At 53.8% G+C, this 17,288-nt stretch carries 15 protein-coding genes; 4 read left to right on the top strand and 11 right to left on the bottom strand.

Going from position 1 to position 17,288, the window contains the following annotated elements; translation table 11 throughout:
* Positions 1 to 14: 14 nt before the first annotated feature.
* The 5 genes from BLR09_RS14660 to BLR09_RS14640 form a co-directional block, all read right to left on the bottom strand.
* A complete protein-coding gene (locus BLR09_RS14660) occupies positions 15 to 1,088 on the bottom strand; it encodes a peptidoglycan DD-metalloendopeptidase family protein (RefSeq protein ID WP_093203660.1) in 1,074 nt (357 codons plus the stop codon).
* Between the two features lie 128 nt (positions 1,089 to 1,216).
* On the bottom strand, positions 1,217 to 2,179 hold the full coding sequence (gene trxB, locus BLR09_RS14655; RefSeq protein WP_093203657.1) for a thioredoxin-disulfide reductase: 963 nt from the start codon (positions 2,177 to 2,179) through the stop codon (positions 1,217 to 1,219).
* 116 nt (positions 2,180 to 2,295) lie between these two features.
* On the bottom strand, positions 2,296 to 4,245 hold the full coding sequence (locus BLR09_RS14650; RefSeq protein WP_176785557.1) for an OmpA family protein: 1,950 nt from the start codon (positions 4,243 to 4,245) through the stop codon (positions 2,296 to 2,298).
* Complete coding sequence (locus BLR09_RS14645) at positions 4,242 to 4,823, bottom strand: 7-carboxy-7-deazaguanine synthase QueE (RefSeq protein WP_093204250.1); 582 nt, start codon at positions 4,821 to 4,823, stop codon at positions 4,242 to 4,244. Before BLR09_RS14645 ends, BLR09_RS14650 begins: the two co-directional genes overlap by 4 nt.
* Before the next feature lie 130 nt (positions 4,824 to 4,953).
* A complete protein-coding gene (locus BLR09_RS14640; RefSeq protein ID WP_093203652.1) occupies positions 4,954 to 5,979 on the bottom strand; it encodes an FUSC family protein in 1,026 nt (341 codons plus the stop codon).
* A gap of 72 nt (positions 5,980 to 6,051) precedes the next feature.
* Between BLR09_RS14640 and BLR09_RS14635 the strand changes: the two genes are divergently transcribed.
* A complete protein-coding gene (locus BLR09_RS14635; protein WP_093203649.1) occupies positions 6,052 to 6,981 on the top strand; it encodes a glycoside hydrolase family 43 protein in 930 nt (309 codons plus the stop codon).
* On the opposite strand, the gene BLR09_RS14630 is transcribed toward BLR09_RS14635, so the two are convergent.
* The 3 genes from BLR09_RS14630 to BLR09_RS14620 form a co-directional block, all read right to left on the bottom strand.
* Complete coding sequence (locus tag BLR09_RS14630) at positions 6,978 to 7,712, bottom strand: class I SAM-dependent methyltransferase (protein ID WP_093203646.1); 735 nt, start codon at positions 7,710 to 7,712, stop codon at positions 6,978 to 6,980. The genes BLR09_RS14635 and BLR09_RS14630 overlap by 4 nt on opposite strands.
* A gap of 86 nt (positions 7,713 to 7,798) precedes the next feature.
* The gene (locus tag BLR09_RS14625) at positions 7,799 to 10,072 is read right to left on the bottom strand and encodes an NADP-dependent malic enzyme (RefSeq protein ID WP_093203644.1); all 2,274 of its coding nucleotides are present in this window, start codon (positions 10,070 to 10,072) and stop codon (positions 7,799 to 7,801) included.
* Between the two features lie 382 nt (positions 10,073 to 10,454).
* Complete coding sequence (locus tag BLR09_RS14620) at positions 10,455 to 11,741, bottom strand: citrate synthase (RefSeq protein WP_093203641.1); 1,287 nt, start codon at positions 11,739 to 11,741, stop codon at positions 10,455 to 10,457.
* 198 nt (positions 11,742 to 11,939) lie between these two features.
* On the opposite strand from BLR09_RS14620, the gene pepT reads away from it, so the two are divergent.
* The 3 genes from pepT to BLR09_RS14605 all read left to right on the top strand — a co-directional run bounded on the left by pepT (position 11,940) and on the right by BLR09_RS14605 (position 14,475).
* On the top strand, positions 11,940 to 13,196 hold the full coding sequence (gene pepT / locus BLR09_RS14615; RefSeq protein ID WP_093203639.1) for a peptidase T: 1,257 nt from the start codon (positions 11,940 to 11,942) through the stop codon (positions 13,194 to 13,196).
* Positions 13,193 to 13,558 (top strand): glyoxalase superfamily protein, encoded by a 366-nt coding sequence (locus BLR09_RS14610; RefSeq protein ID WP_093203636.1) that lies wholly within the window; start codon positions 13,193 to 13,195, stop codon positions 13,556 to 13,558. Before pepT ends, BLR09_RS14610 begins: the two co-directional genes overlap by 4 nt.
* Positions 13,559 to 13,665: 107 nt before the next feature.
* Positions 13,666 to 14,475, top strand: coding sequence for a DUF3298 and DUF4163 domain-containing protein (locus BLR09_RS14605; RefSeq protein WP_093203633.1), 810 nt, complete (start codon positions 13,666 to 13,668; stop codon positions 14,473 to 14,475).
* Positions 14,476 to 14,539: 64 nt separating this feature from the next.
* On the opposite strand, the gene miaA is transcribed toward BLR09_RS14605, so the two are convergent.
* The 3 genes from miaA to BLR09_RS14590 form a co-directional block, all read right to left on the bottom strand.
* Complete coding sequence (gene miaA / locus BLR09_RS14600; RefSeq protein ID WP_093203631.1) at positions 14,540 to 15,478, bottom strand: tRNA (adenosine(37)-N6)-dimethylallyltransferase MiaA; 939 nt, start codon at positions 15,476 to 15,478, stop codon at positions 14,540 to 14,542.
* A complete protein-coding gene (locus BLR09_RS14595; RefSeq protein ID WP_093203628.1) occupies positions 15,475 to 16,272 on the bottom strand; it encodes a hypothetical protein in 798 nt (265 codons plus the stop codon). The genes miaA and BLR09_RS14595 overlap by 4 nt, the downstream gene beginning before the upstream one ends.
* A gap of 67 nt (positions 16,273 to 16,339) precedes the next feature.
* Entirely contained in the window at positions 16,340 to 16,957 is a 618-nt protein-coding gene (locus BLR09_RS14590) for an LEA/WHy family protein (protein WP_093203626.1), read from the bottom strand.
* Between the last annotated feature and the right edge of the window lie 331 nt (positions 16,958 to 17,288).

Genomic DNA, 17,288 nt, shown 5'->3' with positions numbered 1-17,288 from the left:
TCCGGTTGTTCTGATTACTTCACTCTCAGCTTCTTGCCGATGCTGAGGGCGCTTCCGCGCAGGCCGTTCAGGCGTTTGAGCGCCGTGATCGTGGTGCCGGTACGGTGCGCAATTTCCGACAGCGTGTCACCTTTCCGAACCCGGTACCAGCGTACCTGACGGAATTGGCGGGACTTTTCGCCGGTTTTGTATTCGTATTGCAGACGGCCGCCACGCAGGTAATCCCATACGTGCGCCGTCAGAATGTAATGATCCGATTTCAGGGCATTTTCCGGAAACTTATAGAGTTCCAGCGGATTGAAGGGATTGCCTTCGTACCGGGTTTCGTAGTGCAGGTGAGGTCCGGTACTGCGCCCGGTACTCCCGCCAAGGCCGATTTTTTCGCCGGCCTTGACAAACTGCCCGGATGAAACCAGCTGGCCCGACAAGTGCCCGTACAAGGTTTCAAGCCCGTTGTAATGCCGCACGACGATGTACTTTCCATACCCGCCGCCGTCAACGCTCACCACCCGGACCTGTCCGTCAAACGCGGCATAGACCGGGTCTCCGGTATCAAGATCCAGATCGACCCCGCTGTGCCACCGGCCCCACCGCCGGCCGAACTGTGACGTCAAAAGCCCCTTTTCGAGCGGCGCAGCCCAGAATTGCTTCTTGGCTTCGTCGTACAACTGCAGGTCTATCGTTTCGTCGAATTCGAGGGGATTGATGTTATAGGGATCGATCGTATTCGGATCCCAGATCGCGAAATACCGGTGTGTGGTAACCCAGACACCCGAGGAATCGTCGAACACCTGCTCTTCCGTTTCCAGCGGAAGCGGCTCGGTCTTGTCGTCGATTTTCGTCGTATCCATGTTGCTGACAACCGGATTCAGCGGTTTTTTAGGCTCCAGCTGTTCCGAAAACCGAAGCTTGGGGGTAGCTTCTTCCTCCAGTTCAAACTCATTCCCCGCCTTCTTTTTTTCGGGAGATGACTTTGGCTTAATACTGGGTGCTTTCTTGAAGAGCCCTTTTTCCCGCTGCGCAAAGCTTTCCGGATGAAAGGAAAGGCAGAGACCTCCAACGAGAATAACGGTCCAAAATTTCGTCATGTGAACACTCTATTTCAACGTTCTCAGGGTGTGGCGCTTTTGCCAGACGGGCACCCCAAAAAAAGGCGGGGCTTTCGAGAGAATTCCGGCTCCGAAAGCCCCGCCGTCTGTATCGTACTGCTACCGGCTTAACCTTCCACCACGGCGGCGGGCATTTCAATTTCTGCCAGCCAGCGCTCCGCATCCAAAGCCGCCATACATCCGGTACCGGCAGCCGTGATGGCCTGACGGTACACGTTGTCCTGAGCATCACCGCAAGCGAAAACACCCGGGACATTGGTACGGCTACTTCCGGGAACGGTGCGAATGTATCCGGTAGTATCCATGTCGATAAAATCTCTGAAAATATCCGTGTTCGGCTTGTGACCGATGGCGACGAAAAAGCCGGTAACCGGCAGTTCCGTGATCTCACCGGTAACGGTGTTTTTCAGGCGGGCGCCGGTCAGGCCGCTCTCGTCTCCGAGAAGCTCCTCGGTTTCCGTATTCCAGAGAATCTCCAGGTTCGGGATGGATTTCACCCGCGCCTGCATGATCTGCGAAGCACGGAGTTCGTCGCGGCGTACCACGAGGTATACTTTCTTGCAAAGCTTCGCGAGGTAGCTGGCTTCTTCGGCGGCGGTATCGCCACCTCCCACGACAACTACCTCCTGATTGCGGTAGAAAAATCCGTCGCATACGGCGCAGGCGGAAACGCCGCGGCCGTTGTAAATATCTTCTCCGGGAAGGCCCAGCCACTTGGCCGAAGCACCGGTTGAAATAATCACTGCGTCGGCGCTGATTTCATGGGCATCATCGACCCATACTTTCTTCGCCAGCGGATTGGAAAAATCAACCTTCGTTGCCAGGCCGTACCGAATCTCGGTACCGAAACGACGCGCCTGTTTTTCAAGGTCCTGCATCATTTCCGGTCCGGTAATACCTTCCGGATAACCCGGGAAATTCTCTACTTCAGTAGTGGTAGTCAGCTGACCACCCGGCTGGGCGCCGGTATATAGCACCGGTTTCATTCCTGCGCGTGCTGCATAAATAGCGGCAGTATACCCGGCAGGTCCGGAACCGATAATGAGGCAATGAATATGTTCTGATGACATAGAAAAACGGGAGATAACGACCTCTTTGCAACAAAGTTGCTAACACAAAAATTGCCAATAAAGGCCGGAAAGACAAGATTTATTTGAGACTAATTGAAAATCAATGGGTTAATGCACTACAGGATTTTAACTTCAATGCGTCTGTTCAATGCACGGTTCTCCTCCGACGTATTGGCCTGTACCGGCTGGGTTTCTCCGCGTCCTACAGCTTTAATCCGCGTTGCAGCGATCCCGTGCGCGATCAGGTAATCTCCCACAGAACGGGCCCGGCGCAGGGAAAGTTCAAGGTTACTTTTGTCGTCCCCAACGTCGTCTGTATGGCCGGAAACCTCCAGGGTAATGGCCGGATTTTCGTTCAGCAACCGCACGAGTTTCTGTAATTCCGCCTCGGATTTGGGTTCAAGGTCCCACTTTCCGGATTCAAAGAAAACGTTCTTCAATACCTCCCTTCGGTCCTTCTTTACCGGCTCCAGGTCGATGTTGAGTACTTTGTCGCCACCACTACCGGAGTAGTCAAATGTCAGGCTTTTGTAGAGATAGCCTGCTTTCTGGACGAATACGGCATACTCGTTTCCTTCCGCGAGAACGGCGGTATACGTTCCGGTCCGGGCATCGCTGGTCAGAAGCGCGTCGGTTGATCCGCTCTTCAGGTTTACCAGTTCCAGGGTCGCAGCGAGTGGTTTACCGGTTCCGGCTTCCCGCACCAAGCCCTTGAGTACATTGGCCTTTCGGAAACGTTTGGTCAGTTCTTCCGGGACGTCCAGCTCCCACAGACGGGACTGACGCCTGTCCTGATGCAGGCGTTCCTCCTGAGAATAAAGGCCTTTCTTTCCGTCAGAAGTAATGAAGAGCGCGGACTGATCTTCAAAATTATTGATCGGATACCCGACGTTTTCCGGCGCACTGAAGCCGCTGCCATTCCAATCACTCATCCAGATATCAAATCCACCCATGCCGATCCAGCCGTCCGATGCGAAAAACAATGTCCGGCCGTTGGCGTGCAGAAACGGGGATACGTCGTCCTCCGTCGTATTAATCGCCGCTCCCGCGTTCACTGCGGGCGTCCAGTGCCCGGTTGAATCCTTCCTCGCCATCCAGATATCACGCTTTCCGATACCACCCGGCCGGTCAGAAGCAAACAGCAGCCACCGCCCGTCGGGAGACAGCGTCGGCTGGGACTCCCATTCTTTCGAATTAATCGCCGGACCGAGGTTTTCAGGTTCACTCCACTCGTTTCCGGCGCGGTAGGCTATATATAAATCGCAGTTTCCGAAACCCCGCTTGAGACGACTCTGACAAACGGTAAAAACGAGCGTCCTGCCGTCGGCTGAAAGGCTGGCAGTACCTTCGTTTTCGCTGGTATTGATCGGCGCGGGCAGGGCTTTCGGCTTCGACCAGCCGTCCTGCGTCTTCTCCGACAAGTACAGGCTCTCGTCTCCGTTCTCTATTTCGATACCTGTAAAAAGCAGGTTTTCCCGGTCGGCCGTCAGTACCGGAAAATACTGGGATTCAAAGCCGTTAACCGTCTCCGGCAAGCGCCGTACCTCTATTTTCAGCGGCTTTTGCATGGCCTGCAAGGCGAATGCACAAATGTCCCGCATCCGCGTCACGCGTTTGGCCGTGATGCGCTGCAGGGGTGTTGGTTTGGCAATACCGGCCTGCAGGGTGAGGAATTTTTCGAGAAAAGGCGCTGCTTTTTCGTACTGACCGGCGCGCAGGTAGTAATTGCCGAGCCAGCTATACGCCGGCTGGATTTCCGGCGCGTCAGGTTTGAGAGATACAGCCTTTTCGTAATACTTTGCCGCGGCGTCCATGTTTCGGTCGAAAACGGCCAGCTCCCCCATTTTTATGTATGCCTCCGCATAGGATGCGTCCTGTTCGATGGCTTTGGCATAGTATCTCCCCGCCTCCGCCAGGTTGCGGTCGGCAAGGGCTTTCTGTCCTTTTTCGTAGGATTCTACTGCCCGTTTTGATTGCGCCATTCCCGGCAATACCGCCAGAAAGAAAGTAGACCCGAACACGCACATCCGCCAGAATCTGGCAGACCGCGGCACACGATACGTCATGGAATCTGCATGTATTTGTGCGTCTGTAACGATACCCTCCATTTCGGATTGTCCTTCACGTACTCAATAATTTCCGGAAGCATCAAATCCTGGCGACTCCACTCCGGCTGAAGCAATAACACACAGTCGGCTGACACGCGTGCTGCATGTTCTTCCGCAAAAGCAAAGTCAGATTTATTGTACACAATGACCTTCAGTTCGCTGGCCTTGTCATAAATATCGGAATGGGGTTCTTTGAATTTTTTCGGAGAAAAGCAGATCCAGTCCCACGAACCGGTGACGGGATACACGCCGGAGGTTTCGATGTTGGTCTGAAATCCGGCTTCCTGAAGCGCCGAAGTCAGTTCTGCCAGGTCATGCATCAAGGGCTCGCCTCCGGTTATTACCGCCAAACGGCCGGGATAGGCCAGCGCGCCATCCACGATTTCCGTGACAGCAAACGACGGGTGTGCGTTCACGTCCCAGCTTTCCTTCACATCACACCAGTGACATCCTACTTCACACCCGCCCAGCCGAATGAAGTATGCGGCTTTACCGTTGTGAAACCCTTCCCCCTGCAGGGTATAAAAGGATTCCATGACGGGTAATTTTTTTGCGGTAACGGGAAATTCAGCTATGGATACAGACATCGTTTTCGTTTGACTTTTTCAGCGGCAAAGATAACCTCATCCCGACGGAAACCGGTTTCTCCGCCCGGGAAGTTCCCCGTCAGGCCTTCTTCCGCCGCCAGAAAAGAAGCCACGAACTCATCAGCACCAATAGCCCTCCCATCAGCGTATACGCAGTCCGTTCAAATGCAACGACAAAGGAGTTGGTCGACGACCGGCCGATAAGCAGCACGATGTATACCGTCAGAAAAATACAGGCTACCGGATAGTTGTGCTTGACAATCAGCAGGAACGTAAACAGGCACAGAATCAGCAGCGGCATGGAAATAACCGGCTGCGGGTGCAGCGTCAGAATCGCGCTGCCGATGATACAGCCGATAAACGTCCCCAGAATCCGCCCGCCGACGCGTTTCAGCGTATCGGCGTGGTTATCCTGCAAGACAATAATCACCGTCAGCGGAATCCAGTAGGCGTGCATGGCGTGTACTCTATTTACTATAAAAATACTGATAATCAACAAGATAGTAAGTCGTAAGTTATACCGCCACAGGTCTGTTTTGAGATTGGTGACCAATTCCAGGTCTACTGGTAGTTTGCGTTTGCGCACCCTGCGGCTTTTGAGGCGGACCAGCGCTGATTGCGGCGCAAAGGCCGAAGGCCACGCCTTCCACATAATAGCCTGAAGGGCGATGCCGACCAGGCCGCACAGCGCAACGCCATACAATGCCGTCAGGCCCGGCTTCAGCGCCAGCGTAAAGAAGTAAATCGCCGAGGCCGGCGCATTGATGTTACGCCAGTCGTCCGGAAAAAAATGCCGCCAGTACGTCAGTGCGAGCGAGAGCAGGATCACGCCTACCGCGGCGTTGACCATATGCCATGCGCCAACGATCCCCCACGCCACAGTCCCGATCAGAATCAGCCATACATAAGCCAGCATTTGCAGGCGCTGCGTCGGCGTACCTTTCACCCGCACGCTCATCATGCATTGCATTACTACTACCAGAAATCCAGCCACGGGGTGAAATACCGGCAATTGCGCCAGCAGCAGTCCCACAGTAACCCCTAACGTCGGCAGAGCGGCGTTTTCCAGATCGGTTCGGGTGACAGGCGGTACGTGGACTTTCATTATTTTTCGGGGGACATAGCAACCTCACAGTCCGGCTTTCTATTTTCCCTCAATTCCTTCTTTTTTCCAAACATGCGACGCATCTTCCTTTTGCTTTTTTTCCTGTCGGCGTATCGCGCCACCGCCCAGGTATATGTCTTTTCTTATTTCGTCGACAACGGGCAGGACGGCCTGCACTATGCCGTCAGCCGCGACGGGCTAAACTGGAAAGCCCTCCGAAACGGCGCCTCATTTCTGACTCCGGCCGTCGGAAAAGACAAACTCATGCGTGACCCGTGCATCGTCAAAGGCCCGGACGGCACCTTTCACATGGTCTGGACCAGCGGCTGGTGGGACAAAATCATTGGATATGCGTCGTCAAAAGACCTGGTAAACTGGTCGGAACAAACCGCTATTCCTGTCATGGAGCACGAGCCGGCGGCGAAAAACAGCTGGGCCCCTGAAGTGTACTATGACAAGGCGTCTAAGAAGTTCCTGATTTATTGGGCGACGACCATCCCCGGCCGTCACAAAGACGTAGCTGACTCCGAGCGGGAAAAGGGACTGAATCACCGGATATACTACACGTCGACGAAGGATTTCAAGGTCTTCACGCCTACCGCGTTGTTCTTCAATCCCGATTTCAGCGTCATTGACGCCACGATCCTCCACCGCGGAAAAGACTACTACCTCTTCCTCAAAAACGAAAATCCTAAACCGGCTGAAAAGAATATCCGGATTACCAAAGCACCCAAAGCCGAAGGTCCGTACCCGACACAGGTATCCCCTCCGATCACCGGAAACTACTGGGCGGAAGGCCCGACGGCGGCTGAAGTCGGGGACTATGTTTACGTATATTTCGATAAATACACCGAACACCGGTACGGCGCCGTCCGGTCAACCGATATGGAGCATTGGGAAGACGTTTCTGATCAGGTCCATTTCCCGAAGGGCATCCGCCACGGTACGGTCATCCAGTTGACTGAAAAGGAGTATGCGGCGCTCAAAGCATTCGAAAACTAGACCCGGCCCATCCGTAGGAATACCGGAAAAGTAACCGTGATTACCTCTCCTGCCGGCCAGAACGGGCTTATCTGGGCGATCAGGTCCGGAACCGGGTTCTCGCCATACTGGCTGATGTATCCCTGGACGCTGGACCAGCTCGAGAAATACCCGCCGAGCTCCTCCAGCGTCCAGTTTTTGACCATCGCGAACTCGGGAGCCGGTATTTCCTGAAGCGGGAAGGGAATATTCCGGTATTTTTCCTGAATGTGTTTCCGCTCCGGCGCCCAGAACGGCCCGACAATGTTCTCGTAGAAATCAAGAATCAGCGGATCTACCTCCGGGGAAATCTCCAGCAGTTCATACCCCCATGCGGCGAAGAGCGCACCCGGTCGGCTGACGCGTTTCACTTCCTCAAAAAACGGCCCAAAATCGAACCAGTGCAACGCCTGACCAACAGTAACAAGGTCAAACGTGCCGGCTTCAAACGGCGTAGTTTCGGCTGGCGAGAGCTGGTAATGGACATTGGGTCGCGGAATAGCTTCGGCCAGTTGTTTCTCGCTGATATCGGTGGCCTCCACCGTCGTAAAATAATCCGACAATACAGAAGCTACCTGACCGTTGCCCGTAGCGCAGTCCCACGCTGCGCGCCGCATCGGCACATATTCCAGGATAAAATCAAATAGTTCGGTCGGGTAAGTGGGCCGGTACCTGGCGTAGAGGTCCGATTGCCGGGAAAACAGATCTTTCATATCGGGTGTGACTGGCCGTTTCCCAAACAAACAAAAAATCCCGGCCACGTCTCCGTGCTGCCGGGATTTTTCTCGTTAAAATTTCCTTATTTCTCCTGCGCTTCCGCCACCGCAATCGCCACCATGTTGACGATTTCGCGAACGGTACTACCCAGCTGGAGAACGTGAACCGGCTTTTTCAGACCCAACAAAACAGGACCGATATACTCCAGTTCACCGACTTCCTTCAGGAGGTTGTAGGCAATGTTTGCCGCCGACAGGTTCGGGAAAATCAGCACGTTAGCGCCTTCTTCCGCCAGTTTGGAGAACGGATACTGTTCTTTCGTCAGGTCGGTATTGAAGGCAAGGTGTGCCTGCATTTCGCCTTCTACTACCCAGTCCGGGCGTTTTTTCTGAAGGATATCCGTGGCTTTCCGCATTTTTTCGGCGTCTTCGCCATCGGCAGTACCGAAGTTGGAATAGGTCAGCAACGCGATACGGGGCTTGATACCCATGCGTTCGACAGCGCCGGCAGTCAACTCCGCGATTTCAACGATTTCTTCGGCGGTAGGATTGAAATTAACCGTCGTATCTGAGAAGAAGAGTGGGCCTTTTTTCGTCAGCAAGATGTACATCCCGGAAACCTTCTGTACTCCTTCGCGGCGGCCGATGATCTGAAGCGCCGGGCGTACCGTATCCGGGTAGTTCCGGGTCAGACCGGAAATGAGGCAGTCTGCCTTACCGGTATCCACCATCATCGCACCGAAGTAGGTACGGCGGAGCATCACCTGCTCGGCGTCGGTCGGACTGACACCGCGGCGCTTCCGCTTTTCGTAGTACTTAGCTGCGAATTCCTGCGCCATCGCATGGTTCTCTTCGGCATGGAGGTCGATGATTTCGACGCCGTCGAGTTCCAGGCGGTTTTCCTTGATCAGGGCTTCGATTTTGGTCTTGTTTCCGAGCAGAATCGGATGGCAGATACCGTCGTCCAATACCTGCTGAACGGCCTTGAGAACCGTCTGGCTTTCAGCGTCGGCGAAGACTACCTTCTTCGGATCTTTCTTGGCTTTGTTGACAATCGCACGGGTCAGCTGGTTGTCCTGTCCCAGGCGTTTCGCCAGAATCTGCTCGTAGGCATCCCAATCCGTGATAGGCTGGGTAGCCAGGCCGGATTCCATCGCGGCGCGGGCAACAGCCGGAGCGACCGTCGTAAGCAGCCGCGGATCCATCGGCTTCGGAATGATGTAATTCCGGCCGAAGGTCAGGTTTTTCTCGTTGTAGGCGATGTTGACGATATCGGGAACGGGCTCCTTCGCCAGCGCGGCAAGCGCGTGCGTTGCCGCGAGTTTCATCGCTTCATTGATACCCGTGGCCCGAACGTCGAGCGCGCCGCGGAAGATATACGGGAAGCCGAGTACGTTATTGACCTGGTTGGGGTAATCGCTGCGGCCCGTCGCCATGATGATATCAGGGCGGCATCCGGTAGCCTCTTCATATGCGATTTCCGGGGTCGGGTTCGCCATCGCAAACACGATCGGATTTTCGTTCATGGTTTTCACCATCGCCGCGGTAACGACGTTGCCTTTGGAAAGACCGATGAAGACGTCCGCGCCGACGAGCGCTTCTTCCAGCGTCTGAATATCGCGTGACGAGGCGAACATACGCTTGCGGTCATCGAGGTCGGTACGATCCGCACGAATAACCCCTTTGGAATCGCACATGACGAAGTTCTCGACCTTCGCACCCAGCGCCAGGTACAGCTTGGAGCAGGAAATCGCGGAGGCGCCGGCGCCGTTGACGACGAACTTCACTTCGCCGATTTTCTTGCCCACGACCTCGAGCGCATTCAGCAGGGCCGCGCCGGAAATGATGGCGGTACCGTGCTGATCATCGTGCATGACCGGAATCTTCAACTCGTTCCGCAGGCGCTCTTCGATTTCGAAGCACTCGGGAGCCTTGATGTCTTCGAGGTTCACGCCGCCGAAAGTCGGCTCGAGGATTTTAACCGTCTGGACGAATTCGTCGACGTTTTTGGTATTGAGTTCAATATCGAAGACATCGATATCGGCATAAATCTTGAAGAGAACGCCTTTCCCCTCCATCACCGGCTTGCCGGCTTCCGGACCGATGTCACCCAGACCGAGTACGGCTGTACCGTTGGAGATCACGGCTACGAGGTTTCCTTTGGCGGTGTACTTGTATACATCTTCGGGGTTGTCGGCAATGGCGAGGCACGGTTCGGCTACGCCGGGGGAATAAGCCAGCGAGAGGTCGCGTTGGGTGGCTGTTTCCTTGGTAGTGACAACTTCAATTTTTCCGGGTCGGCCTTTCGAGTGGTAATCGAGGGCGTCTTGTCGACGAAGATTCTTTTTCTCCTCCATGTTGAATGAATTCGTTTTTGGGGAAGAGCATCAGGGAGCAAATGCCTCCTGCTGCTCAACAGAAGTACTTTAGGGTCGCTAAGGTAGTGTATTTGCAACGACGTTAGACCCGTTTTTTTACCTTTCTTCCGGGCAGATGGGCTATCCGGAAACAGGAAAAATTCCGGCCTTCCGGGCATCTTCAGAAGGAATCGGCGGACGTTTGAACGCTTGAAAAAACATCGTTCGGTATTCTTCTCTGACCGGATAGTATTATTCTCCGGAAAAGAAGAACAAGCGCCATAAAAAAAAGACCTCCCCGAACCGAGAAAGCCTTTCCCATAAAAGCCATGAAAAAGTAAAAACAAAGGCCATGCAGAAAATTCCGCATGGCCTGGTAAGACTATCGTTGTTCGATGGGAACAAACGGACGGAGCGTCGAGCCGGTGTAAATCTGCCGGGGACGACCGATGGGTTCTTTCTGGGTACGCATTTCTTTCCATTGCGCGATCCAGCCCGGGAGGCGGCCCATGGCGAACATAACGGTAAACATGTTCGTCGGGATGCCGAGTGCCCGGTAGATGATGCCGGAGTAGAAATCGACGTTGGGGTACAGTTTACGTGCGATGAAGTACTCGTCGTTGAGTGCTGCTTCTTCCAGCCCTTTCGCGATTTCGAGGACGGGGTCGTTGACGCCCAGCTTCTCGAGTACGTCGTACGCTGCTTTCTTAATGATTTTCGCACGCGGGTCGAAATTCTTGTACACCCGGTGTCCGAAACCAAAGAGGCGGAAGCCTGTCGTCTTGGCATTTTTTGCCATTTCAACGTACTTGCCGACATCTCCGCCGTCGGCCTTGATGGCTTCCAGCATTTCGATTACTTCCTGGTTGGCGCCGCCGTGCAGCGGTCCCCAGAGCGCGCCGATACCCGCCGAAATAGACGAGAACAGGTTGGCGTGGGAAGAGCCTACGAGGCGTACGGTCGATGTCGAGCAGTTTTGCTCGTGGTCGGCATGCAGGATCAGCAGTTTGTTAAGGGCCGAAGAAACCACCGGATCTACCTCATACTTCTCAACCGGCAGCGCGAACATCATGTGGAGGAAGTTCGAGCAGTAGTCGAGTTGGTTTTGCGGATAGTTGACCGGGTGGCCCTGGGATTTTTTGTAGCTCCAGGTCGCGATGGTCGGTAGTTTGGCCAGCAGCCGGATGATGTGAAGATCCGTCTGATCCGGGCCCTTGTCGTCATACGACTCCGGATAAAACGCGCTCATGGCGCTGATCAGCGAAGAAAGCGTACCCATCGGGTGGGCATTTACGGGGAAACCTTCAAAGATTTTCCGCATGTCTTCGTTGACAATCGTATGCCGGCGGATCGCATTCTCAAACTTCGAATACTGTTCGGCCGTCGGCAGGTCACCGTAAATAAGCAAATAAGCGACCTCGAGAAAAGTCGCTTTTTCCGCCAGATCTTCGATGCTGTAACCCCGGTAGTGGAGGATTCCTTTTTCTCCGTCGAGGAACGTAATAGCGCTCTTGGTTGCCCCTGTATTCTTGTAGCCTGAATCAATGGTGATGTAGCCCGATTCGTCGCGAAGCTTGTTGATATCAAGGGCTTTTTCGCCCTCTGAACCGACTACGATGGGAAGCTGGTACTTTTTACCTTCTACGGAGAGTTCTGCAAAATCGGACATAAAGCAAAAATTTATTTGGCTGTTGCCATGAAAGAGAGAGGCATCGTTAGGCCACAGCGAAAATACACAAAAACATATCACCCGGCACCGGGCACAAAAATAAATTTGAATCAACTAAAAAAGCCTTTACCTATCCGCAAAAAAACTTGCTAATTTGCTATATAGTTTCCAGGCTACATTCTATCATTCTGATAATCAATGAGTTTAAGTTCTTATCCGTTTACGGTCACCGAGCGCTTCCTCCGGTACGTTCAGATCGATACCCAATCCGACCCGCATTCCGACACCTTCCCTTCTACCGAGAAGCAAAAAGACCTCAGCCGGCTGCTGGTTCAGGAACTGCAGCAAATGGGCATCGCCGATGCTGTGATGGATGAATACGGGTACGTCTACGCGACCATTCCCGCGACCTCGGCCAAGCCGGGCATCCCCGTGATTTGCTTCTGCTCGCACGTGGATACCTCACCGGACTGCTCCGGGACAGGCGTCAAACCGTTGGTCCACTCTAGTTATGACGGCGCTGATCTCGTTCTCCCTGACGACCCGTCGCAAATAATCCGCCTCGCGGATCATCCGGACCTGGCATTTCAGTTCAGCAACGATATTATTACGGCCTCCGGAACTACCCTGCTCGGAGCGGATAACAAGGCCGGCGTGGCCGAGATTATGGACGCGGCGCACTACCTCGTCACGCATCCGGAAATTCAGCACGGTACCATCCGTATCCTCTTTACGCCGGACGAAGAAGTGGGTATGGGTACAGCAAAAGTAGATATGGCACGACTCGGGGCGGACTTTGGCTACACCATCGACGGCGAAACGCTCGGCTCCGTAGAAGATGAGACCTTTTCAGCCGATGCGGTGAAGATTACCATCAACGGCGTCAGCCAGCACCCCGGTTTCGCGAAAGGACGGATGGAAAATGCAATCAAAATTGCTGCCGATATCCTGAGCCGCCTCCCCAAAGACCGCCTTTCACCTGAAACCACCGAAGGCATGGAAGGCTTCGTTCATCCGACGCACATCGGCGGGACGGTCGAACAGGCCACATTGGAATTCATTATCCGGGACTTTGCCGTGAAAGGCCTTCACGAAAAGGAAGAGTACCTCCGCAAACTCACCAACGAGGTACTCGCGTTCTACCCCGGTTCATCGGTCGCGTTCGACGTATTCGAGCAGTACCGGAATATGAAGGAAGTATTGAATCAATATCCGCAGGTGGTGGAATATGCGCTGGAAGCGATCCGCCGCACCGGCGTGGACGCGAAACAAACCAGTATTCGCGGAGGTACGGATGGATCCAGGCTGTCTTTCATGGGCCTTCCCTGCCCGAACATCTTCGCCGGCGAGCATGCTTTCCACTCCAAACACGAATGGGTTTCCCGCCAGGACATGGAAAAAGCAGTTTCTGTTATCGTTCACCTGGCACAGATTTGGGAGGAAAAAACAGCATGAATGCACTCGCGACGATCCCCATCCTGCGCATCTTCGACGAAAAGAAGGCGTTTGAGTTTTACGTAGACTGGCTTGGCTTTCAGGTCGACTGGCAGCATCGCTTCGACGATAATGCACCGCTTTATATGCAGGTTTCCCTCGGCCAACTACTCCTTCACCTCTCTGAACACCATGGAGATGCCTGCCCGGGTTCTCAGGTGTTCGTCGAATGTTCAGGACTGGAAGCCTACCACGCCGAACTACTCGCCAAAAACTACAAATACAACCGCCCCGGCCTCGAAGAAGCCGAGTGGGACGCCCTGATCATGACGGTACATGATCCGTTTGGGAATAGGGTTTTGTTTAACCAGCGGAAAAACTAGTTTTCTGTTTTCGGTTTTTAGTTTTCGGTTGGGGTTCGTCAGATTTGCACACAACTGATAACCGAAAACAGTCAACTGAAAACCGCGTTCGATTTCACTCCATCACCATGAAAAAACTACCCCTCCTCTTAGCCGCGCCCCTGCTGTGGCTGGCTGCCTGTGAATCCAAAAAAGGTTCGTCCGAAACGAGCGAAAGTACCGCTGATACCCTGCACTATGCAGTGACAGCGGATTCCGTCAAAAGCAAAACCTGCATCCGGCCTGATTCGCTGTGTGCCACCGCCAGTTTTGCCTATCCCGTTTTCGATGGAAATAAGGCGCTCAATGACAGTATTTTGCGGGATGTCCTGACGTTTTCGGGCTTTTTTGATGGGGAATCCACACCGGAAGAGTTGAAGAAATCTACTCCAAAATCAGCCATGAGCGACTTCGTCGGCGGGTTTGATGACTTTGTGGCTGACCAGCGGAAGCGCTTTCCGAAAGAGCCGATTATGGGCGGCGTGTGGACAAACGAATTGAAGGCAAACGTACTCTATCAGACGAAAGACATGATCGCCGTTTCCTATTTCAATTTCATCTATTCCGGCGGCGCACACCCCAATACCAATACTTCCTATGCCAACTATCACCGCGACGGGCGGAAGGTACGCCTTTCGGAACTCTTTCAGGCAGGCTATGAACCCAAACTGGCCGCTATCGCCGAGAAAATCTTTCGGGCGCAGGAAGGGTTGAAAGCCGGCGAACCCCTGGGCGAGAAGTACTTTTTTGAAGGAGGACGGTTTGTTTTGAACGACAACTTCAGCATCCGGCCGGATGGTATTCTCTTCCATTACAATCCGTATGAAATCAAGTCGTATGCCGAAGGGCCGACCGATCTTTTCCTCCCGAATGCGGAGCTGAAAGCACTCCGGAAATAGCTACTTCTGTGAATGCTGTGCTTTCTGTGAGCAATCTGTTTTTTTCTCACAGAAAACACAGAATTCACAGAAAGGCAAGATTATCCAGTCCATTTTCGCGGATGAGTATCTCGGCTGCTGAAAGCTGCTCGTCTATCGCATCAGCGAGCCAGTGAATCGCCAGCCCGTCCCGCTCCATTTTCCGGAAAAACGTCATCTGCCGCTTGGCAAACTGATGAATGGCGACGCGCAGCCGGTCGGTCATGGTTTGCCCGTCCAGCACACCGGTGAGGTATTCGGTGACGAACTTGTATTCCAATCCGTAAAAAATCAGCTTCTCCGCCGAAACGCCCTGCGCAAGCAGCGTCTGTACTTCTTCGATCAGCCCTTCGTTCAGGCGGGTTTCCAGGCGCCGGTCGATGCGTTCTCTCCGGCGTTCAACCGGCGGATTCAATCCGAATACAAGTGGAACCGGTACGGGTCGTTCCGCCTCCGGCATGGGATGAATGCGCAGGTACTCGGCTATTTCAATCGCCCGGATCGTTCGCTTGCGCGTGGACAGGTCCGCCCGTTCGTGATATTTTGACGACAGCGCGAGAAAGCGCCGGCGAAGTTCTTCGTCGGTCGACTCCCCCAATTCTTCCCTTAATTGAATATCCACCGGAATACCCGTAAACTGATGGTTGTTCAATACAGCTTCCAGGTATAGTCCGGTACCGCCGCAAATGACCGGCAGCTTTTTTCTTTCGAGGATATCGGTATAGGCTTTTGTAAAGTCCTGCTGAAACTGATAGATATGGTATGTTTCGCCCGCATCAACGATATCAATGAGGTGATAGGGAACAGGCTTTCCATCGACAACGTACTCGTCATAGTCTTTCCCCGTGCCGAGATTCATACCCCGGAATACCTGCCGGGAATCCACACTCAGAATCTCGCCATCGTACAGGGCGGCGAGGCGTGTAGCCAGACGGGTTTTGCCGGAAGCGGTGGGGCCAAGTACGACCAGGCACGTCGGTTTCATCGTTTTTCGAGCAGGTATTTGTAGTTGCCGGTATTGAAGACCCGGATCCAGCGCGGATCGGGATCAACGTCGAGCCGTTCCGGATAATATCGGATGAGTGTATCAGGATCAAGCCAGAAAAACTGGACGGGCGTTGCACCGACACGCCGGAATCCGAGTTTTTCGTAGCTGCCTCCGGTGGACCAATCCCGGTCGGCATAGGTCATCACATCATCCGGCGCATGGTCCCGGAGAAAGGCCTGCACCAGTTTATCCAGGCCGCCAACCACGAGGTGATCGAGGGCATTGGCAAAACGGACAAGTTCCCCCGACCGGTAACCTTCTCCGCGGGAGGGCATGGGTCGTAGGGCACCGAATCCTGCCATCGCCACACACCCGTCCGTTACGTTAAAACCGGCATTCTGGTACTTGTCTTTTAAAAACAGGCCATAGCCGTATTTCATTTTGACCGTACCCTGGAGGTGATTATGTGTAAAGAAGCGGTCGCGTTCCGGTCGGGTGACAGGTCGTACATCGGTCAGTCGTGCCGAAACCCGGGCGAACCGACCGCTCATGGCACGTAGTCTCGACCGCGTAATAAGCGTATCACGCCGCCAGGTATCTTCCCAGAGATGCACCAGGGTATCTCCCATACTTTCAAACCGGTCGGATAGTGCGAGACAAGTCTCCGGCGACGGAATGGCATCGAGCGGAATCAGGTGAACGGCGTGCCGGGCATGCCGGAGAATCCGGTCGCCGTCGGAACGCCAGTCCGGCCCCAGAAACGCCTCTACAGCTGATTGAAAATCGCTCATAATGCGCAAAAATAAAGGGAAGAGCGCTGGCTCTTCCCTTTTGTGATGGTTTTACCGGTTGGCTTTTCTACCGTCCGATCAGGATTTTGTTGGTAACTTCCTGATCGATCGTAATGTAGCCGGGGTAGTTAACTTGTTTGTTTCCCATCGTAAGCGTCGGCTTAATCTTGATCGTCAGCTTGCTGGGTTTGGACGAGCTGCTTCCGGCGAGGTTCTGGACAAATTGAATGAAGGCGTCACGGGTTTTCGCATCGGACAGCAGCTGGAACGCATTGGCCGACAGGTTCACCGGAACGCGGATTCTTCCGCCGGGCTGTACGGCGATACGTTGGTTGAGGAAGCCCGTTGCGAGTTCCTGACCGGTCAGCAGCACCTTGTATTCGAGTTGGTTGATAGCGGCGAGCTTGCCCGTCGGGTTGGTGATGTCGAGGTTGATGCGCGCGTCGAGCGGCACGTTCCGGCGCAGGAGCGCAGCGCTCAGTTGCGGGTACTTGAGGGGGTTGAGGGCTTCGAAGCTTTTGAACTCGGAGATATCGATACCGGCGAGGTAGACGCTGTCGGCCGACGCCAGGTTATACCGGCAATCGCCCAGGGCTTTTGCTTCGGCAATTTGTTTGTTGACGCCGCAGCGGGTCAGGGAAACGACCGTCGCCAGCAGGGCAACGAAAAGAAGGGTCTTTTTCATGGTGGAATGAAGACAAAGGAATCGGCAACAAAAGTAACCAAGATTGGGAAAGGGGGGCATTTTTTCCATGCGGATGGAAGGAGTTTAAGGAGAATTAACAGAAAATGCCCGGTGAATGGATTACGAGTCGTCTGACCACTGCCGAATAAAGCGAAAATCCGGGGACCTGCGTCAATCAACTCGGGTTATTTCGAATTATAATATAACTATTCCACTATAAACTATACAAAATAAAACACAACGCACTGATATTCAATACTAAAAATCGACACAACCTTTCTATATATTGCATTTTTCCAGACTCATCCAACCTCTCATCCTCCTTTTTCCC

The sequence above is a fragment of the Siphonobacter aquaeclarae genome, assembly GCF_900103285.1.
Lineage (GTDB): Bacteria > Bacteroidota > Bacteroidia > Cytophagales > Spirosomataceae > Siphonobacter > Siphonobacter aquaeclarae.
This window is presented reverse-complemented; position numbering and strand designations above follow the sequence as displayed.